Source organism: Kribbella sp. NPDC056861, from assembly GCF_040687575.1.
In the GTDB taxonomy this organism is placed as follows: Bacteria; Actinomycetota; Actinomycetes; order Propionibacteriales; family Kribbellaceae; genus Kribbella.
In genome coordinates this window covers 1-20607 of sequence record NZ_JBFBNQ010000014.1, presented here as the reverse complement: position 1 = coordinate 20607, position 20607 = coordinate 1, and the positions used below count along the sequence as shown (strand labels likewise).

General features: G+C 64.2%; 21 protein-coding genes and 1 pseudogene. 6 read left to right on the top strand and 16 right to left on the bottom strand.

Annotated elements, in window-relative coordinates; genetic code table 11:
* Positions 1–221 precede the first annotated feature (221 nt).
* The 4 genes from AB0P21_RS41190 to AB0P21_RS41175 all read right to left on the bottom strand — a co-directional run bounded on the left by AB0P21_RS41190 (position 222) and on the right by AB0P21_RS41175 (position 3759).
* Positions 222–992, bottom strand: a complete 771-nt coding sequence (locus AB0P21_RS41190; RefSeq protein WP_363705009.1) for a GAF and ANTAR domain-containing protein — start codon at positions 990–992, stop codon at positions 222–224.
* Positions 993–1182: 190 nt separating this feature from the next.
* Complete coding sequence (locus tag AB0P21_RS41185; protein ID WP_363705007.1) at positions 1183–1839, bottom strand: response regulator transcription factor; 657 nt, start codon at positions 1837–1839, stop codon at positions 1183–1185.
* Positions 1836–3098, bottom strand: coding sequence for a histidine kinase (locus AB0P21_RS41180; RefSeq protein WP_363705005.1), 1263 nt, complete (start codon positions 3096–3098; stop codon positions 1836–1838). The genes AB0P21_RS41185 and AB0P21_RS41180 overlap by 4 nt, the downstream gene beginning before the upstream one ends.
* Before the next feature lie 31 nt (positions 3099–3129).
* Positions 3130–3759 (bottom strand): DUF998 domain-containing protein, encoded by a 630-nt coding sequence (locus AB0P21_RS41175; protein ID WP_363705003.1) that lies wholly within the window; start codon positions 3757–3759, stop codon positions 3130–3132.
* 166 nt (positions 3760–3925) lie between these two features.
* Between AB0P21_RS41175 and AB0P21_RS41170 the strand changes: the two are divergent.
* Both AB0P21_RS41170 and AB0P21_RS41165 read left to right on the top strand, forming a co-directional pair.
* Positions 3926–4045 (top strand): annotated as a pseudogene (locus AB0P21_RS41170) (thiamine pyrophosphate-binding protein); the annotation flags it as partial.
* A gap of 148 nt (positions 4046–4193) precedes the next feature.
* Positions 4194–4511 (top strand): hypothetical protein, encoded by a 318-nt coding sequence (locus AB0P21_RS41165; RefSeq protein WP_363705001.1) that lies wholly within the window; start codon positions 4194–4196, stop codon positions 4509–4511.
* Between the two features lie 174 nt (positions 4512–4685).
* Here AB0P21_RS41165 and bla read toward each other — a convergent pair whose 3' ends face one another.
* The 4 genes from bla to AB0P21_RS41145 form a co-directional block, all read right to left on the bottom strand.
* Positions 4686–5567, bottom strand: coding sequence for a class A beta-lactamase (gene bla / locus AB0P21_RS41160; protein WP_363704999.1), 882 nt, complete (start codon positions 5565–5567; stop codon positions 4686–4688).
* A 206-nt stretch (positions 5568–5773) separates the two neighbouring features.
* Complete coding sequence (locus AB0P21_RS41155) at positions 5774–6400, bottom strand: APH(3') family aminoglycoside O-phosphotransferase (RefSeq protein WP_363705078.1); 627 nt, start codon at positions 6398–6400, stop codon at positions 5774–5776.
* A gap of 305 nt (positions 6401–6705) precedes the next feature.
* On the bottom strand, positions 6706–6945 hold the full coding sequence (locus AB0P21_RS41150; RefSeq protein WP_363704997.1) for a hypothetical protein: 240 nt from the start codon (positions 6943–6945) through the stop codon (positions 6706–6708).
* A gap of 189 nt (positions 6946–7134) precedes the next feature.
* The gene (locus AB0P21_RS41145) at positions 7135–9183 is read right to left on the bottom strand and encodes a tetratricopeptide repeat protein (RefSeq protein WP_363704995.1); all 2049 of its coding nucleotides are present in this window, start codon (positions 9181–9183) and stop codon (positions 7135–7137) included.
* A 348-nt stretch (positions 9184–9531) separates the two neighbouring features.
* Between AB0P21_RS41145 and AB0P21_RS41140 the strand changes: the two genes are divergently transcribed.
* Positions 9532–10389 carry a hypothetical protein gene (locus AB0P21_RS41140; RefSeq protein ID WP_363704993.1) on the top strand — a complete coding sequence of 286 codons (858 nt, stop codon included), beginning with the start codon at positions 9532–9534 and terminating at the stop codon, positions 10387–10389.
* Positions 10390–10600: 211 nt separating this feature from the next.
* Here AB0P21_RS41140 and AB0P21_RS41135 read toward each other — a convergent pair whose 3' ends face one another.
* Positions 10601–11083, bottom strand: coding sequence for an Asp23/Gls24 family envelope stress response protein (locus AB0P21_RS41135; RefSeq protein ID WP_363704991.1), 483 nt, complete (start codon positions 11081–11083; stop codon positions 10601–10603).
* A gap of 464 nt (positions 11084–11547) precedes the next feature.
* Between AB0P21_RS41135 and AB0P21_RS41130 the strand changes: the two genes are divergently transcribed.
* A complete protein-coding gene (locus tag AB0P21_RS41130; protein ID WP_363704989.1) occupies positions 11548–12525 on the top strand; it encodes a TerC family protein in 978 nt (325 codons plus the stop codon).
* A gap of 61 nt (positions 12526–12586) precedes the next feature.
* Here AB0P21_RS41130 and AB0P21_RS41125 read toward each other — a convergent pair whose 3' ends face one another.
* From AB0P21_RS41125 to AB0P21_RS41110, 4 genes are all read right to left on the bottom strand, one after another.
* Positions 12587–13336, bottom strand: coding sequence for a methyltransferase domain-containing protein (locus AB0P21_RS41125; protein WP_363704987.1), 750 nt, complete (start codon positions 13334–13336; stop codon positions 12587–12589).
* A gap of 144 nt (positions 13337–13480) precedes the next feature.
* Positions 13481–14515, bottom strand: a complete 1035-nt coding sequence (locus tag AB0P21_RS41120) for an aldo/keto reductase (RefSeq protein ID WP_363704985.1) — start codon at positions 14513–14515, stop codon at positions 13481–13483.
* A gap of 28 nt (positions 14516–14543) precedes the next feature.
* On the bottom strand, positions 14544–14945 hold the full coding sequence (locus AB0P21_RS41115) for a DUF1761 domain-containing protein (protein ID WP_363704983.1): 402 nt from the start codon (positions 14943–14945) through the stop codon (positions 14544–14546).
* A gap of 108 nt (positions 14946–15053) precedes the next feature.
* The gene (locus tag AB0P21_RS41110) at positions 15054–15509 is read right to left on the bottom strand and encodes a VOC family protein (protein ID WP_363704981.1); all 456 of its coding nucleotides are present in this window, start codon (positions 15507–15509) and stop codon (positions 15054–15056) included.
* 103 nt (positions 15510–15612) lie between these two features.
* Here AB0P21_RS41110 and AB0P21_RS41105 point away from each other — a divergent pair, with 103 nt between their 5' ends.
* Positions 15613–16632, top strand: a complete 1020-nt coding sequence (locus tag AB0P21_RS41105; RefSeq protein WP_363704979.1) for a WYL domain-containing protein — start codon at positions 15613–15615, stop codon at positions 16630–16632.
* Positions 16633–16991: 359 nt separating this feature from the next.
* Here the strand turns inward: AB0P21_RS41105 and AB0P21_RS41100 are convergent, their stop codons facing one another.
* From AB0P21_RS41100 to AB0P21_RS41090, 3 genes are all read right to left on the bottom strand, one after another.
* Positions 16992–17330, bottom strand: coding sequence for a hypothetical protein (locus AB0P21_RS41100; RefSeq protein ID WP_363704978.1), 339 nt, complete (start codon positions 17328–17330; stop codon positions 16992–16994).
* Positions 17331–17508: 178 nt separating this feature from the next.
* Positions 17509–17802: a hypothetical protein gene (locus AB0P21_RS41095; protein ID WP_363704976.1), complete on the bottom strand. Its 294-nt coding sequence runs from the start codon at positions 17800–17802 to the stop codon at positions 17509–17511.
* Between the two features lie 454 nt (positions 17803–18256).
* Complete coding sequence (locus AB0P21_RS41090) at positions 18257–18949, bottom strand: GAF and ANTAR domain-containing protein (RefSeq protein ID WP_363704974.1); 693 nt, start codon at positions 18947–18949, stop codon at positions 18257–18259.
* A 798-nt stretch (positions 18950–19747) separates the two neighbouring features.
* On the opposite strand from AB0P21_RS41090, the gene AB0P21_RS41085 reads away from it, so the two are divergent.
* Positions 19748–20607, top strand: an 860-nt coding sequence (locus tag AB0P21_RS41085; RefSeq protein ID WP_363704972.1) for a hypothetical protein, incomplete at its 3' end; no start/stop codon positions are given.

The following is a 20607-nucleotide window of genomic DNA, read 5'->3' as shown; positions in this document are numbered from 1 at the left end:
CTGGTCGAACGTGACTTCGGCCGCGGTGACTCGGCCGTGCAGGATATGACGGCCGCATTCCATCGCTGTCAGGCCAGGCCCGCTGACCCGCTACAACGCTGCCGCGGCGGGCTGCGGTCGTCGCGGACTCGCGAGCCCGGCTTGCACTGACCACCACCGAGGTCGATCGTCTGCTCACCGAGCACGCGGGCCGGCATCTAATCACCGGCCCGGCGCAACTGTCAGCCGGCGAGCGAGCTGAGACCTAGTCTGCGAAGCTCTTGGTCGAGATCGCCATGGTGGTGTGACTCCACCAGGTTCTCGGCAAGCGCGCGGAGTCTGGTGTTGGTGTCCTGTGAGCGGCGCTTCAGGACATCGAAAGCGACTGTCGAAGCGATACCGAAACGCTGCATCAGAAGTCCTTGCGCCTGGGAGATCACTGTCCTGGTGTCCAGGGCGGTCCGCAATTGCTCGATCAGCTTGCTGCTGTCGTCGTACAGGCGAACGTTGTCGAAGGCCACTCCGGCGTGCAGCGCGAACAACAGGACCAGATCGTACGAGACATCGGAGAAAGCGCCTGGCGTGGCCGAGAACAGACCGAAGACAGCGGTCTGCGCTCCAGTCGATGCCAACGGGAAGAACAGGCAGCTCCGGTGTCCGGCGTTCAGCACAGCCGCGCCGAATCGAGGCCAGCGCCGCTCTGCTGCGAAGTCACCGATCCGCCGCGGTTCAGCGAACCGGAGCGCCTCGTACATCGGCCCCTCCTCGTCGACCAACCGCATGTGCAACTCCGAGCGCGCTGCCTCATCGAACTGCCCAGCCAACCGATGCTCTTGGGCAACGATCTCGGACGCACCGACCGCCTGAACAGCGATCATCGCCTCGTCACACTCCGGGACGGTCGATACGACCCGTTTGACGAAACGAGCCAGCGCGGATGTCACATCGTCACCCGAGACCAGACGCCCGACCTCGACGAGCTCGTCCGCGAGCTTCAGCAGATTGTCACTCACACTGCAAAGTACCAGTAGTTGCCGGCCGGCCCTTCGCACCGGAGTGCTGTCATCGTTGTCGCTGCCAATGACTCGATCCCACCGTCACTCGCGCCATCCAGGATTCGCCGAGAAGCCGGACGTGTTTCAGGCCCACCACCGGGACCGGATCCTGATCCCGGCACAGATGAAGTGGCGTCGTCAGTACAGGTCACACCAGGCCTTGTTCGTACGCGATGATCACGGCCTGAACCCGGTCACGAGCATCGATCTTGGCCAGAACGCGGCCGACATGAGTTTTGACGGTGGACTCGGACAGCCGCAGGCTGGTCGCGATCTCGGCGTTGTTCATGCCCTTCGCGATCGCGGCGAACACCTCCGTTTCGCGGTCGGTCAGATCTGCGAGGGAGGAATCCTCCCCTGCGCCCCGTGGGAACTGGCTACTGAAATGGTCCAGCATGCTGCGCGTGACGCGGGGCGAGACCAGTGCCTCGCCTGCCGCCACGACCTTGATCGCATGGACGAGCTCGGCCGGTGGCGCGTTCTTGACGAGAAATCCGCTGGCTCCTGCCCGCAGGCCGCCGAACGCGAACTCGTCGAGATCGAACGTGGTCAGGACGAGCACCTTGCTCTGCGGTGTGTCGAGCACGATCCTTCGCGTCGCTTCGATGCCGTTCATACCGGGCATCCGCACGTCCATCAGGACGACGTCCGGTGTCAGTTCCGCCGCGTAGTACACGGCTTCCTGTCCAGTGGAGGCCTCCCCGACCACCTCCAGGCCGTCTTCGGCATCGAGAAGCATCCGGGTGCCTCGTCGCATCAACTCCTGGTCATCGACGATGAGAATATGGATCCGCTGGGTGGTCATCGGTCTCCTTCGGCTTGCGGCATCTCGACAAGGACCCGCCATCCGGCTCCGTCCGGCAACGGACCGGCCGACACGGTGCCGCCGTACAGGCTCGCACGCTCGCGGATCCCGATCAGGCCACGGCCCAGACCCACCGACTCGGTCGCCAGGCCCGCCACTCCGTCGTCGGTGATCGCCACCGACGTACCATCCACTCCACTGCTGACCTCCACCGTCACGTGACGAGGAGCGCGGGAGTAGCGCAGAACGTTGGTCAGCGACTCCTGGACGATGCGGTAAATCGTGTTCTGGGCCGTCGGCGACGACGGAGGCCGACCGGACAATCGCAAACTGACCGGCAGTTGCGCGGCGCGGAAGGTCGTGATCAGCCCGTCCAGTTCACCGATGCCTGGGCTCGGTTGCGTCGAGTCGTCCACTGGCCGCTCGGTCGGGTTCTCCGTGCCCAGTACTCCGAGCAGTCGTCGCATCTCCGACAGAGACTGCCGCCCGACCGCACCGATCTCCTCCACCGCCTCCCGCGATCGCTCCGGATCCCTCGACGCCAGCGCAGCGGCACCGTCGGCCAACGAGACCATCACCGACAGACTGTGCGACAACACGTCGTGCATCTCACGCAGGATCCGGGCGCGTTCGGCAAGGGTGGCGATCCGGGCTTGCTGATCACGCTCGGCCGCCAACTGGGCGGCGCGATCGACGAGACTCTGAATGTAGCGGCGCCGACCGGCAACGGAGACACCGACCAGAGCGGCCGTCAGCACCACGATGATGTAGAGCAGCGAGGACACCGTGACCGAGACGGCTGACAGTGGTGTCTCCCGCAGGACGACCGAGACGGCCGGCCGGATCACCACGCCGATCACGACCACCACACCGAAGGCACGCCAGCCACTGCGATTCGACCTGTAAACGAACAATGCGTAGACGGCCAAGGCCATCCCCTGCGGGTCGATCACGTTGTCGACAGTCAGCCCGAGCAGAGCGGCAGAGGTCGCCACGGCAAAAGTCATCCGCGGACGAGAGCGTCGTACCAGCAGCGCCCCGGCGGTCAGAACCACGGCTGCCATCGCAACGATCACTGTTTGGATCGGTTCCCAGCGTCCTGATGACAACGGCGTGATCAAGGCCCACACCGACGCAGTCCCGAAGTACGCGACAGAGACGAGTACGTCGGTGAGACGTGGATGAGCGCTCCAGAACCGCCGTAAGGCACCCGGCGGCTGCGGCAGCTCCACTCCGCCGACTGTCACTTGCGATCGCACGGTGCCACTGTACCCAGCATCGACATGCTGATCAGCGCTTTCCGGCGCCGACCAGATCGTTGCGCTCAGCATCCTTTGGGACCGGCTCGGCCCCTTCGACCGCCGTTACCAGGCCCGTCAGCGCGAGCCAGGACATGGCAACGGTCATCGCCACGAACTCGAGCATGCTCCCGATATCGGTCCGGAAACTGAACAGACTCGACAGGCCACCAGCCGCAGCCACCACCGCTACCAGCACCCCACAGACCCGCGACAGCCAACTCAGAACCGGGTGTGAGCCGGCGAACGAGACCTGGATCATGGCAAGTGCAGCGAAAGCGAATCCCGCGATAGCACTGGCGACATGCGTCAGATCCTGCCAAGTGAACGAGTCCCCCACCGGAACAGGGCAGCCCGCGGTACAGGGAACCTGCGATGCCACGAGAAACAGAGACGACGAGACAATCAGCGACAGGCTCGGCGTCCACCGCCCGACTGGGCCGGCACCGTCGACAACATCGTGCAATGCCCAGGCAACCGAGTAGCCCCCGGCAACCAACAGCAGCAACGCGAACTCGAACACACCTGCGGTCGGTTCACCATCCGCTCCCAGTCCACTGACGTACAGCGAGCGATCCGCACCAGCCTTTGCTGCCCAGATGATGGCCAGTGAAGCACCCACGAGAACGCACCCGCCAAGTGCGGCGGCTCTACGAACGGCGCGGGCCGACTTCCTTTTCTGTGCCATGGCCCGACGTTATGAACGACCCGGGAGTGGTCGCGTCGGTCTGGAGTACTGAGCCGGCCCGCAGGTAGTACCTGGGTACTACCCGGCAGGCTTATCAGCCATTGTCGGCGTTCCGGTCGTGGTCAACCTGCACTCCGCGGCAGGAGTCGGCAACGGGATGGGCAACCTGGCAACGGCGTACCGGAACAACACTCCGCTGATCGTCATCGCCGGTCAGGCGCGCCGTGACATGGCGGTGAGTGAGCCGGGCTTCTCGTCTCCGCGAGCGGTGACCCTGGTCGAGCCCTGGATCAAGTGGAGCTACGAACCGAGCTGCGCGCAGGAGGTCCCGGCCGCCGTACAACGAGCGATTCGGCACCGGCCTGGCCATGGTCGGCGCCTACGTCCTGGCCGGCGAACTAGCCCTTGCCCAAGGCAACCACGCGACCGCCTTCGCCTGCTACGAACAAAAGATCCGGGACTACGCCGCAGTCTCGCAGAAAATCAACGCCGGCCGGCTCCTGGCTCCAGCCACCCGAAAAGGTATCTTCCTCCGCAACCTGCTGTTCTCAGCACTGTCCCTCATCGGCCCCCTGATGAAAGTCATCGACAAGCCGGCCAGCAACATCGACCTGCTGGACTATCCCAGCATGATCACCGCCATGAACGGCAAAGATCGTCGCGCAGCCTTCGACCACACGACCTGAGAGCCCCGGCACTGTGTGCCATGTTCCATCGCCGGCCGCGCGGACTTTCAGATCATCCGCGAAACCCGCCACACCCGCGGTTCCGGTGCGACGGACGAGTCCAACCCTGAGCCTTCAATGGGTCACGTCCTGGGCTTCACGGAGTTGTCATCGACACCTGCTGGGTGCGGGTGATCAGCCGAGGGTGCGAGCGACGACCTTCGCGGCCTCGGCGACCAGTCGGTCATCAGAATCGGCCTCGGATTCCAGCCGGTTCGAGTAGACCACCATGACGATCGGTTCACGGTTCGGCGGCCAGACGACGGCGATGTCGTTGCGTCCGCCGTACGTCGCAGGCGCACCCGTTTTGTCACCGACCATCCGATTGGCGGGTACGCCCGCTCGGATCAGCTTGGCGCCGGTGGTGTTGGTCTTGAGCCATGTAGTGAGACGGCCACGCTCGGGCTTGTCGAGAGCGGTGCCGAGAACGAAGGACCGCAGGTCCCGGGCAAAGGCCCGCGGCGTCGTGGTGTCACGAGCCTTTGTCGGATCCCACTGGTTCAGTCCGGGCTCGTTGCGTTCCATCCGCGTCACGTCGTCACCGAGCTGCTGCAGGACGGCCTGGAGCGCCTTGGGCCCGCCGAGGTCCTCCAGGAGGAGATTCGCGGCCGCATTGTCACTGTAGCGAACGGCGGCATCGCACAGGTCGGCCAGTGTGAGTTCGGTGTGCTTCTCGGTGATCGGCGAGTTCGGCAGCAGGTCGGCCTTGGAGTACTTGACCAGCTTGTCCAGACCCCCCAGTTTGTGCTTGCGGAGCACGGCCCCCGCAGCCATCGCCTTGAACGTCGAGGCATGAGGAAAGCGAGCATCTGCGTTGTGTGCCACTTCGCGGCCGTCGCCGGTATCCACCGCGTAGACGCCCAGGCGCGCGGCAAAGTCGCTTTCGAGGCGCTCGAACTCCGCGATGTAAGGCGCAGTCGGCGGCGGGGAGGCAGGCGGGGCTGTCTGGCTGCTGACCGGGTTCGCCGAGCTGACCGGGTCGGTACCGCAGGCGGTACCCGAGGCGACCGTGAGCACGGCCAGCGTCGCGAGCAGTGAACGAGTGTGCCTGCGAATGGTTCTACCTCCAGTGTTTGCAGTGGGCAACCACTGGCTAGGCTCCAGTAGAGCGCGATCCGCTGGGCACAGTCCAATACCGATTGCCACTGAAGACGATTGCCGATGCCTATCGAGGCCCTGGCGCTCAGACCTCCCTGATCGCACCGACGCGCCGTCGAAACTGATCAGAAGAACTCGTCCAACAAGACGTAGTACGACATTTTCGCCGGGTCCGACGTCACGCCGTACCGTCGGAGGAACTGCGCTGCGTGCGACCGGTCGAAGGGGCCATCGCTCAGCTCACGGTAGAGAATCGCGAGGTCGAGCCAGCGGTCGGCAAGACCGAGGCCGCCGACGTCGATCAAGCCGGTGAGCTGCCCGCTGTCAGGGTCGACCAAGACGTTGTCCGGAGTCAGGTCACCGTGACACACGACCAGGTTCTCGTCCGTCGGCCGGATTCGTCGAAGTTCATCGAGTAACTGCCCACCCGTCCAGCCGTCGTACTGGTCCTCCAGATTATCCAGGTCAACCAAGCCGGCCTCGACCCGAGCCGAGGCAAGCAAGTCCGTAGTCGCCAGATCGCGACGGAACGGGCACCCGTCGATCGGCAGTGAATGCAGCATCCTGGCTGCATCGGCGAGCGATCGAGTGACTGTTGCGAGGTCGCCGCTCGGCCAACTGGCCGCGGTGATACCCGTCACCGCCTCGGTGACCAGCCAGGCGGACTCCTCGTTCTGGCCGTGGTCGACAACCTTCGCTGTGGCTACGCCTCGCCCTGCCAGCCAGGCCAACCGGTCTGCCTCGGCGGCGATCTCAGCCTAATCACGGTCCACCTTTACGAACAGGTGCTGGCCTCCCCAGAGTCGATACACTTCGGCACCGGAAGCACCGGTCCTGATGGGTTCCCAGAAGCCATGTGCGTAACGATTTATCAAGCGCTTCGCGGTTTCCATCACAGTCCTCTGCTCCCAACCATGTGCCGGCGTCGTGCCGCGGGCTCCGGCCGACGACAACAGTTCGCCGGCCCGCCAGTTCGGTCAATAATGCATGAAGCTCCAATCGGCCGCGTCAGGCCAAGTTGTCGTTCGCCTCGCCGAAGTTACGGTCGGACCGGAAGCTATAAACCGTGCCTGGTCCTCAAGGCGGCGGCTTCGGGAACCCTGAGCTCGTCGTACAGAGACAAGGCCCGTACGGCGTGCGCCCTCGCGGCCACGTGCTGACCAGCACCGGCGAGCAGCGCCGAGCGGCCGTCGTGGGCGCGAGCCAGTTCGTAGTGGTCGCCGATGTCTGTGGCGATGGTCTCGGCGAGATCATGTTCGCGCCATGCCTCGTCGGTGGCTCCCGTGGTGGTCAGCACCTGGCCCAGCTCGTTGCGACCCAGGACCTCGAGGTGGCGGTCGCCAAGTTCATTGCCTATAGCAATCGCCTGACGCAGCGTCCTGATCGCGGCCGGATACCGGCCTTGGGCTGCCTCGATACAGCCGATGTTGATCAGTACCTGGCCTTCCCCGCTCCGGCTCTTCAGGCGCCGAGCCAGCTCGAGTGCCTAGGTTGCCAGTTCGGTGGCACGATTCAGCTGGCCCAGGGAGATAGCCAGGCCGCTGGAGTTGGACAACGCGACCCTGAGCATCGGCAGGTCACCCGTCTCGTTCGACAGCCGGATGGACTGCTCGTAGCACTGCATCGCCTCGTCGTGGCGTCCGGTCCGGAAGTAGGCAACGGCGAGATTGTTCAGCGCCGCGGTGCTGCGCCGGCCAAGTTGGTCTTGGATCCGGATCGCCTGGGTCAGGTGCTCGATCGCTCGATCCGGCTCACCGCTGTAGATGTCGAGCCCGCCGAGACCGTTGAGGACCGCCGCTTCGTTGCGCCTGTCCTGATGGGTGCGGAACGAAGCCAGCGCAGAGTGGTAGTGCCGCCGAGCCAGCGCGTCGTCGCCGTGGCGGCTGGCCGCATACCCGCAGTTTCGCTCGATCAACGCCGCCGCCTGGGTATTTCCACAGCGTTCGGCCGCCAGGCTGACGGCGTCGTACATGGAGAGCTGGTCGACATGCTGCCCGTGGTGGTAAAGGCGCCAGGCGACCAGCACCCACAGCTGAACCGCGCGCTCGGGCTGGTCGCACTCGATCGCTGCCCGGACGGCGGCGAGGATGTTCAGGAGTTCGCCGTCGAGCCAGTGATCAGCCTGCTCGCCAAGGTCCTCGGGTGCCGTGGGGAGGTTGTGCCAGTCCGCTTCGTGCTGAGGGTGGAGTGCTGTCATCGCGGTGACGCAGCGCCGGATGTAGTGGTCGAGCAGGCGGTTGAGCGCGCCGTGCCGGCTGGTCGCGGAGTCCTCCTCGAGAGCTTGAAGGGTCGCGTGCGCGCGGACCAGGTCGTGGAGGAGATGACGATCGGGCCCGACCCGCAGGACGAGGTTCTCCCGTTGGAGCACAGTCAGCTCGAAGCGGGCGGTGGCTGTGTCGGTGCCGGCGAGGACGGCGATCTCCGCGGTTCCGATCTGGTCGCCGGGATGTAGCGCCGCTGCTCGCAAGATCGCCTGTGTGCGGCGGGCGAGACCGGCGTACGAGACGTCAAGGGTCGCCGTCAGCCCGTCGTCGAGGCGGAGTTGACGCCTGCGCAACTGGAGTCGATCACGGTGATCGGCCAGGCTCCAACTCTGTTGGCGGGCGATTTGGGCGCCTGCGAGACTCACCGCGAGCGGGAGACCGCCGGTCAGCCGGACAATGTCGCCCGCGGCCGCGTCGTCGACGAACCGGGCGGGCCCGGCGATGGCGCCGAGCAGTTCGAGCGTGTCCCGGCCGCCCAACGGCGGCACCTGAATCCGGCCGGCGCCCTTGAGACGTCCGAGATCCCGCCGGCTGGTGATCCAGATCCGGCCCGGAGCCAGCAGCGGTAGTACCTGGTCAGCGGTGGCCGCGTCGTCGAGCACGACCAGGACGCGCCGCCCGGCGACCAACTGCCGGAACCGTTCAGTCCGCGACGCACCACTAGCGGTCGGCGCTTTCAGGATCTGCAGGAACTGGTCGATCACAGCCGCAGGGGCCGCCGCCGACCGCTGCGGATCGTGGCCGCGCAGGTTTGCGAACAACACCAGGTCAATCAACCCGCGATCGCTCAACTGCTGCCCAGCCCGCAGCGCCAACTGGGTCTTCCCCGATCCCGCCATCCCGTCGATGACGACCGGACCCGTCGCGGCCAGCAAGGCCGCCATCTCGTCGGCTCGCCCCACAAACGTCGGCACCGGCGGCGGCAACGTAGATCGCGTCGCGACGACGCCCGCGGTCCGCCCTTGGAGCTGGCGGCACACCCGGCTCCAACGGGCGGCCTCGTCCTCAGCGAGCCCGAGCGCCAGCACGAGATCGGTGACCAGAGCGACGTCAACCCGGCGCCGTCCCGGCTGGAAACACTCGTACACGGTCACCCGGCCTGGCGCCCGTTCCCCGATCGGCAAGCCCCGGGCCGCCCGGATCCGCGCTATTCGACGCACGAGTTCGCCGTACGACGGCAGTCCGGCATATTCGCGGAGCTGCACCAACGCGCTCGCGAAATCGTCCAGGTTGTGCGCGCCGTCGGGCTCGGGAACGCCTTCACCCGTCATACCAGACCTCCTCTCTGAGCCTTCCTGTCATTCAGGGCAGCTCCGTCTTCCGTTCGGATCTGTTCGGATCCGGCGACAGCAGACGCCGGCCGAGAGATTCTCGGACCCTCAACGACAACGGAGGTCGATGTCCAAGTGAACAGGAAACAATCGTTCGTACGAATGCGGTTCCGAGTTCTCGTGGTGCTTTTGGCGATGGTAGCCGCGAGTCTGATGCCGTTGTTGTCCGCGACGGCCGGATCCGGACCCGGAGCATCGCTGCGGGCCGGTAACCGGTCGGCGACCACGGCCGCGGTGACACAATGTGACTTCAAAGACGTAGGAACATGCGAAAGCTCCAACCCGACGGTGCGGATCTTCTACTACACCGTCGGCGACACGTCTCGGTGTACCTTCACCACCAAGATCGATTGGGGTGACGGCACCACACCGCAAAACGTCGTGGTCCCCGGATCGAGTACCGACGGATTCACTCTGGCGGCGACCCACAAGAACCCCTTCAAGGGCAAACAGCAGAAATTCGTCATCTCCGTGACAGGTTCCGCCAGCGGCGGCTGTTTCTGGTCCGACGGATCCGTGGAGTTCACCTATCTGGCCTGCGACACCAACCATCTCAGCGGTGCGTCCTGGGAGCCGAAATTCCCGAAATCGGGATCGATGGACGAACTCGCCGAACCGTTCCGGACGAATGCCTACGCATTCAAGAACGCGATGCGGATGGCCGGCATAGACGTCGACGTCATCTCGACCTTCCGCTCGTTCCAGCGCGCCTACCTGATGCAATGGAGCTACAAGATCTCCAGAGACAACCTGGACCCGGCCACCGTCCCCGCGTTCGTGCCTTCTGCCGGTCAGCCCAGCGTGGACATCTGCTGGGTTCACTCAGACGCCAACGGCAATCCGGACCGGACAGCTTCGGCCAACGCGGCAACCGCACTGGCGAAGGCATTGGTGATCTACGGCAACAAGACCTCGCCGTCGGCCAACAGCCGCCACTGCTACCGGATGGCGGTCGACTGGACCACTGTCTGGACAGCCGCCACGATCACTGTCGCCAACACGACCGGCCCCCCGACAACCATCACCTCGACGCCCAGATCAGGCTTGAACCCCGACCTCATCAAGGTCGGCGCGACCTACGGCCTGAAGCACTACGGCCCCATCGCCACCGACGACGCGAATCACTGGTCCGACACCGGCAGTTGATCCCTGCGCCGACCCGCCCGATCCGGTGAGATGTGATCGGTGCGAAGTACCACCAGGTCATCTTCTTCGCCAAGGCCGGGCAGATAAGTAGCGACCTGTCCGAAGGCGCCACCGTGCAGGTGGCGACTCCGGGAACCATCCGGGCCGCGGCAGCGATCTGCTCGGCCAAGTCGATCTCACGCGCTGGCGGTGGGATCAATTGTGGGGACAGTCACTGCACATGGCGCTCAGCCAGGCCGCTTTCAGCCTCGTCGGTCGTCTCGTCGTCGCCTTCGAGGTGGACATCGGAGACCGAGATGTTGACCTCGGTCACCTCGAGGCCGGTCATCCGCTCGACCGCGGAGATCACGTTGCCGCGGATCGCGGTGGCCAAGTCCGCGATGCTGACGCCGTACTCGGCGATGATCTGCAGGTCGACTGCAGCCTGGGTCTCGCCCACCTCAACCGACACACCCTGCGACAGGTTCGTCTTGGTGCCGATCCGGTCGCGGATCATGCCGACCGTGCGAGCCGCCGTACCACCGAGGTCGTAGACGCCGGAGATCTCGCGGGTCGCGATGCCTGCGATCTTGGAGACGACGACGTCGGCGATGCTGGTCCGGCCGCCGTCCACCACTCCGGTGCTGTCGGCAACGACTCCGGTCCCGGTGACGGGCGCGACCGCGGTGGTCTTCTTCGAGGTAGTGGTGGTCATCGATCTTCCTCCGGATTCGCGTTTCTGGTAACGACTTTAAGGTGTTACTGGTCAGACAGCGGCTGGTGCCGGTTCGTCACGGCCTGGTGGCAGGTTGGTTATTGTGACTGTGGTCACGTGCCAGCGGTCCGCGCGACCAGCCACAGCTGGAAACGGCGGGACAAGAGGCCCACATGGTGTGGGCTCCTTGATCGGTCGCTTGCTGTTGAGGCGATCGCGTCGAGACATCTGCCACGGAGGCGTCGCCCACATCAGCGAGGCCATCAGAACTCGCGGGAGGTGGTGAAACCACGGAGATAGGTGCTGTCAACAACAAATCCCCTACGACATCTCCGGGAAGACGACATCGGCCTCCAGGCTCGGCCCTGCGACTGGATGCGGCGTGTACGGTCGGTCTTCCAACTGCCGGACTCTTGCCGAGGACAACTGGAGGGCGAGTGCTCGATATCAGCGCGGTGACCTGGATGACGACCATCGGCGTCATCATCGTGCTCCTTGCCGTAGATCTGGCGGTCGCAGCAGTGCGTCCGCATCGGGTCGGCTTCCGAGAGGCCGCCGCGTGGTCTGTTTTCTACGTACTGGTCGCTGTCGGGTTCGGGCTGTGGTTCCTTAGCGCCCACGGCTCGGTGTTCGGAGCGGAGTACTTCGCCGGCTACATCGTCGAGAAGAGTCTCTCGGTCGACAACCTCTTCGTTTTCGTCATCATCATGGCTACCTTTGCTGTCCCGGAGGAACACCAGCACAAAGTGCTGACCTTCGGCATCCTGCTCGCCCTGGTGATGCGAGGAATATTCATCGCAGTGGGCGCAACGCTGCTGTCACTGTTCTCTTTCATGTTCCTCGTTTTCGGCGCGCTGCTGCTCTACACGGCCTTGCAGCTGTTTCGCCACCGCAACGAGGATCCCGACGTCGAGAACAACGTCATCGTCAAGACAGCGCGCCGAGTTCTCCCGGTGAGTGACGAATACAACGGCGGCAAACTGTTCACGCGGCTGGACGGCCGGAGACTGGTCACCCCGCTGTTCGTAGTCCTCGTCGCGATCGGTGGCGTCGACCTGCTGTTCGCCCTCGACTCGATCCCGGCAGTGTTCGGCGTCACCGAGCAGCCGTACATCGTCTTCACCGCCAACGCGTTCGCTCTGCTCGGCCTGCGGGCACTGTTCTTCCTGGTCAAGGGACTGCTCGACCGCCTCGTCTATCTGTCCGCCGGACTAGCGATCATTCTGGCTTTCATCGGCGTCAAGCTGATCTTGCACTGGGCTCACGTAGACATCGACAAGCGAATCCCGGAGGTACCGACACCGATCAGCCTCGGCGTCATCATCACCATTCTCGTCGTTGTGGTGATCGCCAGTCTGCTCAAGACCCGCGGGGATACTTCCGTCACCGCACACGCGGGATCACTTCGTGCAAGTCGCTCCACCGACCGGGAAACCGATTGACGGGGAAGTCGTTCGGACAATTGAATCCGCACCGGAGCCCAGCGCCGACCGAGCGTTGTGGTCAGGTCGGCGTCTTGCTCGTTTTGCGGGCGGAGACAAGGGCGAAGGACAGGTACTCGCCCTGGTCGGCTCGGAGCATCTCCAAGCTGCCGTCCGGGATGCCGTTGTGTTCCGAACTCGCTTCGGCCCAGGCGAGCCAGTCGCGCCAACCGGATTCCTGGAGGCGGGCGGAGACAACCTCAACCAGGTCGGTGGTCGCCCAGTGAAAGCGCCACCAGTCTGCTGTGTGCCAGGCGGTTGCCTCCCAACCGACCAGCTCTTTGATGTGCTTGGGTATATGGCCGAGGTCGCGGATTTCGCGGACCATCGCGGGGGTGGCGATGCCGAGTTGGCCGCCGGGTTTGAGGAACGTGGTCAGGTAGGCAAGATAGTGATCATCGGTACCGAAGTACTCGAAGGCATCGATACAGACGATCGCGTCGAAGAACTCGTGGGCGAACGGAAGCGCGTGAGCCTCGGCCTTGATTGCGACGGCGTCGACGCCTTGGGCATCGAAGTTGGCTGCGACGGTCGAGGGATCAACCCAGAGATCGGCCGCCCAGACCTGTACGCCGTACTCTCTCGCCAGAAAGACCGAGGTCGCGCCCTTACCGGAGCCCAGATCGAGTACCTTCATGCCGGACTTCAGGTCGAGATCGCGCGCGAGATCTTCGAGCAGCCACAGCGGATTGGGCCCCATGTCGCAGCTGAGCAACCAAGCGGCGTCGTACTTGGACGACAGTGGGTACTCCGTCCGCTTCAGGTCAACCATGCGTGCCAGCAAATCAGTGACGGTAAGTTCAGCGCAACAGGTTTCCGAGCCGATCAGCTCTTCGCACCTGACTGGGACGTCGCCCACGAACTCAGCACGTCGGAATTCAGTCCGGGCGAGGCAGCCGCGGCGTGATTGTTGTTCTCATGCCGCGGCGCGGTCGCTGATGGAGTGGCGGCGCAGGGTCGTGTTGGACAGTGAGGGTGGGACGTAGCTGACTTCGCTGACGCCGATATCGGTGCCGGGGGGAGCGATCTCGTCGATGCGGTCGAGGATGTCGTCGCTGAGGCTGAGGTCTGCTCCGGCGAGGAGATCATCGAGCTGGTCGAAGGTGCGCGGCCCGATGATGGCTGAGGTGACGGCGGGATGTGCCATGGTGAACGCCATCGCCAGGTGTGTCATCGAGATACCCGCCTGTTCGGCGACGGGGACCAGTTGCTCGACGGCGGCGGCTTTGTTCTGGTCGCTCATGTGCTGTGGTCCCCACTTCGCCCGGCCTGGTGAGACCTTTGCGTTCTGTCCGGGGCGGTGTTTGCCGGTGAGGAGTCCCCAGGCCAGTGGGCTCCAGGTCAGGACACCCATGCCGTAGCGGTGGCAGACGGGCAGGATGTCGCGTTCGATGCCGCGGGCAAGGATGGAGTAGCTGGGCTGTTCGGTCCGCAGACGGGCCAGGCCGTTTCGTTGGCTGATCCACTGTGCTTCGACGATGTCGGAGGCGAGAAAGCTGGACGAGCCGACCGCGCGGATCTTGCCGGCGGTCAGGAGATCTGTCAGCGCGGACAGGGTTTCTTCGAGGTCGGTGGCCGGGTCGAAGTGGTGAATCTGGTAGAGGTCGATGTGGTCGACGTTCAACCGCCGCAGGGAGTCTTCGACTGCGGTGACGATCCAGCGGCGGGAGGCGCCGCGACGGTTTGGGTCATCGCCCATCGGGCCGCTGAACTTGGTGGCGAGGACGACGTCGTCGCGGCGCCCTGTCAGCGCTTTACCGAGGATGACCTCGGTTTCGCCGCCGCCGTAGACGTCAGCGGTGTCGACGAAGTTGATGCCGCCGTCGAGTGCCCGGTGGAGAATGCGTGCGCAGTCGTCGGGGTCGGGGTTGCCGAGGGGACCGAACATCATGGTGCCGAGGCAGTAGGGACTGACCTGGAGTCCAGTGCGTCCGAGGGGGCGCATCTTCATCGTGGTGCTCCTTCGGGTGGGTGCGGCGTTACTGCCAGAGGGTGAGGATCGCGCTTGCTGCCAGCGTGCAGACGATGAAGTAGGGGGCGTTGATCGCGGTGTAGAGCAACGGGCGGGGAAAGTTCGGGTTGATGGCGATGTTCGCTGTCTGTGCGACCAGATAACCGATGGAGACGACGAACCCGAAGACGATGCCGTCGCCGAGGGTGTCGATCGCCAGGGCGCGCAGCAAGGTCGCGGTCGTGATGACGACGAGCAGGCTGGAGATCAGTGGCCCGACGATGAAGATCGGGCCGGGCTTGGGAAGTTCCCGGTTCTCGTTCCCCAAGGCCACCTTGTAGGGCTTGCCGACGGCCGTGAAGTAGGCGCCTCCCAGCACGGCGAACACGATGGTGGAGGTGATGACGGCGAGCCAGTTGATGTCAGACACGGCAGTGAGCACAGCTGTTCCTTCGCGAGCAGAGTTGTCTGGGCAGATGAAAGCAGCAGCGTGAGCCGGATCGACCCGGCCCACGCGCCGCTGTGCAGGGTCAGGGATTTAGTTGGCGGTGACGCTGAAGCTCCACGTGACACCGAACCGGTCGGTGAGCATGCCGAAACCGGCGCTCCACTGCGACGCGGCCAGCGGCTCGACGATGTCGGCGTCCACCGCCAAGGCGTCCCAGTGCTTTTGGAGCTCGTCGAGGGCGTCGGAGCCGATCGAGACGAAAAGGGCCTGGTCGGTCACCGTGGTGTTGTTCTCCCGCCGCGTCGAGCCGCCACCCGTAATCGAGCCTTCGGTCTGGCCGGGAACGTCGTAGCCCATCACCCGGAAGCCGTTCTCGGCGGCAACCAGACCGAAAACGACCTTGTCGGCGCCGGGCAGGTCGGCCGGCATGCCGAACTCCGCGTAGGTGTTGACGACGAGGTGCCCACCGAACACGGACTGGTAGAACTCCAGCGCCTCGCGGGCGTCGCCACGGAAGTTGAGGTGGGTGGTCGGCTGGATCGTCATCTTTGCTTGCTCCTTCGTGAGATCGGCCCGTTTGGCGCGATGCATCCACTCTGACAGCCCAGTAGGTCGGTTTCTGTCCTAAATTCGATCTAATCTGGTCGACATGACGACGACATCGCGGCTGCTCAACCTGTTGTCTCTGCTGCAGACCCGCCGAGACTGGCCGGGATCGCTGCTCGCGTCCCGCCTCGATGTCAGCGATCGCACCGTCCGCCGCGACGTCGATCGCCTCCGGGAGCTGGGATACAGCATCGAAGCCACCATGGGCCGCGATGGCGGATACCGACTCGCCGCGGGCAGTGAGCTCCCACCACTGCTCTTCGACGACGACCAGACCATCGCGATCGCCATCGCATTACAGGCGGCCCCCGCGATCCGAGCCGGGATCGAGGAATCCGCGATCCGTGCCCTGGCCACCATCCGTCAAGTGATGCCTCCACGTCTGCGGCGCCGCTTCGACGCCATCAAGGTGACCTCGATCGGCCGACCTGGCGCCGCAGCGCTCAGGTCCATCTCACTCGAGGTGCTCGTCACCCTCGCCGACGCCATCCGCGACCGGGAAACCCTTCGGTTCGACTACAGCCCTCGCGACACCACTCACACCAGTGCCACAGCCGACGCCGACCGGCCGGCCGCCCTGTCACCCCCGCGCCGCGCCGAACCGCACCACCTGGTCACCTCTCACGGCCGGTGGTATCTCCTCGCCTGGGACCTCGACCGCGACGACTGGCGCATCTACAGCGTCGACCGCGTCCACCCACGCACACCCAACGGTCCCCGCTTCACCCCACGCCCGGTCCCGGGCGGAGACGCCGACGAATTCGTCTCCGCCCGCTTCAAAGGATCCGACGTCAACCAATGGCCCTGCGAAGGCACTGTCATCCTTCACCTCCCCACCAGCGAGGTCCTCCCCTTCGCCGGCGACGGAACCGTCACCACCATCGACGAGCACACCTGCACCCTCCGAGCAGGCTCATGGTCCTGGGGTGCCCTGGCCGCCTCATTCGGAAGATTCGAAGTACCCATGGAAGTCATCGACCCACCAGAACTGGCCACCGCCTTCGCCGTCCTCGCCGAACGATTCGCAACAACGAGCACAAGCACCCCCAGCATCACCTGGTGAAACCAGGTGATGCTGGGCCGGCCGGACCTTGGCCTGTGACTGAGGTGATCGCCGGGTGTGAATCCACGATGGCCGAACCTGCTGATCGGCGCATTGGCTGACGCGACAGGTTCGGTCCCCGTCGATCAGCCGGTTCCGCCACTACGGGCTCACACCGGACCATCACCTCAGCGATGGGCCACCCCCACGAAGGTGTTCAGTTGCTGACGTCTCCGCGCCAGGCGCCGGTCTCGTCGCCGCCGCGTGACTCGATGAACTTCTTGAAGTTGGTCATGTCGGATTTGACCTGCCGGGAGATGATGCGGTCTTGTCGGCGACCGTCCCAGCGAACCCTTCAGGGTCAATGTCTATCTGCGCGGTCACCCGGGTCTGCTGGTCGCCCAGGCGGTGGAAGGTGATGACGCCGGCATGACTGGTGCCGTCGTCGGACTTCCATGCGACCCGCTCGTCGGGGTGCTGGGGTCACGGTGGCGTCGAACTCGCGAGACACAGGTCTTCCAGGGCAGATGGGTGTCGTCGAGCTGCGTGATCTCGTCGACGCCGTCCATGAACTGCGGGAACGACTCGAACTGGGTCCGCTGGTTGTACGCGGTCGAGACATCGACATCGACGTCGACCGACTCGGTTGTGTTGCCCGTCGCTGACTCCTTCGGCTGGATCAGAACAGATCTCGTGCTGAACCCCCGGTACCCGGCCAAACAGCTGCGAACTGCTGCACAACCCCTCCACGAGACCTGCCTTGGCCTAACGGATCACCCCACCGGCTCCGCCGCGCGGCTGAGCCTCAAGCAGCCGACCTGGATACGGTCACCTCGAAGCTTCGATCCGGACCGGGATCGCATCGGCGATCCAGTCGGCCAGCGGGATTATCGGTGCTCAGTGCGCATCGCCTCCCAACAGCTTCCAGGGCTTGCCTGTGACCTCGTTCAGGACGTGCGTGTCGCCAGAGTGCATCGCGGCACGGCCGCTCATTCCACTCAGCGAGTCCGCAATCTGGCTCAGATCGGCATAGCTGTACTCGTCGGTGTGCCAGCCCAGATCGCTCATCCGCTCCGATAGCTGTCGCAGCTGGCCAGCAACCTGGAACGCGTGCCGAGCCAAGACGGCGACCGCGGCCAGCTCCTCAGGGGCGGGTGGGGGCAGTTCGGGTGGCCGTACTCGATCGGTCATTAGGTGTTGTCCTCTCGCGTGGTGTGATGACGAGAGGCCAGGACCGTCACCGGCGGTCCTGGCCGCCTATCGCGTCGCATGAGGTGCTGCGGTTAGTGGTCGTGCTTATCGGCCGTCGCTGCGATCGAGCGCGTTCTTCGCCTGGTCGGCCGCCAGCACTGTGTTCCGTCAGCCGTCCGGACCACCGATGCTGCAGCCGCGTCGGTTGTGTTGGTCACTGCTGTGCAGCACTGCGCGGGGTTGGACCCGGCCGGCGCGTCGTCGACGAACGCCCGGCGACGACACACCGGCCGGAGCTAGAGAGCGGAAGTCCGGCGATCTACCCGCGACGCGTTGGTTCTAACTGCGGAGCGTTGCCTAGGCCGCTCTAATTCACGTCTTTCGGTACCGGCCCGCGGATGATCGAATCCGAGTCTGCGACTGATCCGGCTCTGTCCAGATGTAGATGCGAGGTTCACTTCCGGTCGGGTAGTTCGCGGGTTGCGATGATCTCGTCGGCCACAGCCCGCAGTTTGCGGTTGCTGTCTTGGGAGTAGCGTTTCAGTACTTCGAACGCCCGGTCACTGTCGAGCTGGAATCGCTCCATCAAGATGCCGATTGCCTGCCCCACCAGACGGCGGGCATCCACAGCTTGGGTCATGGAGTGGTTGTGGCGAGCTGTAGAGATCGCGACCGATGCGTGCTCAGCCAGAATGTGCGCTACCGCCAAGTCGTCGGCATCGAAGCCGTGCGGCTTGTCGCTGTAGAGGCTCAGGACTGCCCGGGCCCGGCCAGCCACCATGAGTGGTAGGTGGATGGCACTGGCGAGTCCGGCCTGCGCGAGTTGAGCAGACCAGCTATCGGACCACCTGTCCTCCGTTGCCACGTCAGGGACATAGACGGTGGCCTCTTCGGCGATCGTGGTGAGCAACGGCCCCTGGCCCGCTTCGATCTGGAGGCGGTACAACTCCGCGAGCTTGGTGTCAGTAGCGGCAACTACTTCCGGACGTCGGCTCTTGGTGATCAAGACGACCGAGGCGTACTTACACCACACAGCCTGCAGTGCGTACTGCACCACTCCATCCACCGTCAGCTCGACGGTATCGAGCGCGTGCAACTCAGCGGCCAGACGAGCGAATGTCTGCGCCGACGAGTGGTCTTGGGGCATGGATGAATCTCCCATCGCATAGCGACAGTCGCCCACGCTTCCGGAGCATCCGTATCTTGCCTCATCGTCCGAACAAGTTCACGAATACCCTGAGGATTTCATCTGTGGGCGGCGTCTCGGCGAGGCCCGAACATCACCGACCTGCCCGGGTCAAGGCGTCGGTTCCGCAGATGCCGCTCAGCCGACGTGATGCACACCTATCCCAGAGGTAGTCCGGTCTGAAGTACGCACAACCCTGTAAGCGGGTGGCGGCCGGGTGTTGAGCAAACAGCACCTGGTCATCTGCTGTCCACGAACCACGTCAACCCCGGATGAGCCACCTGGGCAAATTTGACGGTACGTGGCCGGGACCGAAGTAAGCCTCAACACGGACCCGGCCACGCCGAACCGCCAGGGCTGCTGGTCAGAACCCTCGCACTCTCGATGACGCAACGCCTGCAGGCCTCACTGGTCAACGTAGGCGTCCTGTACCCACTGTGTCTCAGTTCACCCCATCTCCGACGAGGTCGCTTGGAAATCTACGGGTCGGGGCCGTGCGCCCGGTCTTCGGCTCGCGTCCAGCGCTTGACAGATTTTGCTGGGACTCAGGACCACCCCTGCTGATCACGGTAGAAAGTCGAGCACTCAGGCTGCGCGGAGTCGGAGTGAGATCCAGAAGTGATCCAGACGCAACTCACGCTATACACAACACTCCGTAGTCACAACCACACTGTGAGTGATGTCGATGGGTTGTCGCTGACCGAGGAGTGCAAGTTCATGAAGCGTGCGCAGACGAAATTCTTGACGGTTGTACTATCGATGAGCCTACTCAGCTTGCCGTCGCTGGGCTATGCCCAGGCTTCGGGCAGCCACGGGGAAAAGGGTAAGCGGTACGACGCGGAGTGGAAAACGCTCAAGGCTTTGGATCCGAAGTACGAGGTCCAGCAACTTACGACGTCGAACGATCTCGACAACAAGATGTACCTCGGTGTCGATCCGTACGTTCCTTCGATGAACTCGGTCGTGTTCATGTCCGACCGCGACGGCGCTCAGAACCTGTACCTGATGTCACTGAAGAACGGATCGTTTCGGCAGGTGACCAACTCCGACGAACTGGACGGAAACCACAGCAACGTCTCACCCGCGACCGAAGAGGCCTTCTTCCGGGAAGGAAGGACCATCAAGCGGGTCAGCCTGAACGCCCCCTACAAGGAACAGACCGTCTACACCGCGGACAAAAAGTACGACATCAAAGGGATCGTCGCCCTGACCGCGGACGGAAAGACGATCGCCTTGTCGCTGAACTACGACGACGACAAGAGATCCGACCTCATCACGATCGACGTCAAGACAGGCAAGCAGACGACAGTCAAGACCATCGACGGCAAGGTCGACCATGTGCTGATCAACCCGACCGGAACACATCTGGTCTACCACATCTACAAAGACGACGAGGTCGGCGTCATCGACATCGAGTCGAAGGACAAGAAACTCCTGACCAAATCCGGCGACCACGGCGTACACCCGTTCTGGGGTGACGCGACGAACGCCGGGTTCGTCCTGAAACTCGACGACAAGAAGCCACTCGAGCAGATCGTCATCTACAACACCAAGAAAGACAAGATCAAACGCTATGACATCGACGTGAAGGGCAACCATTTCGCGATCAACTCGACGGG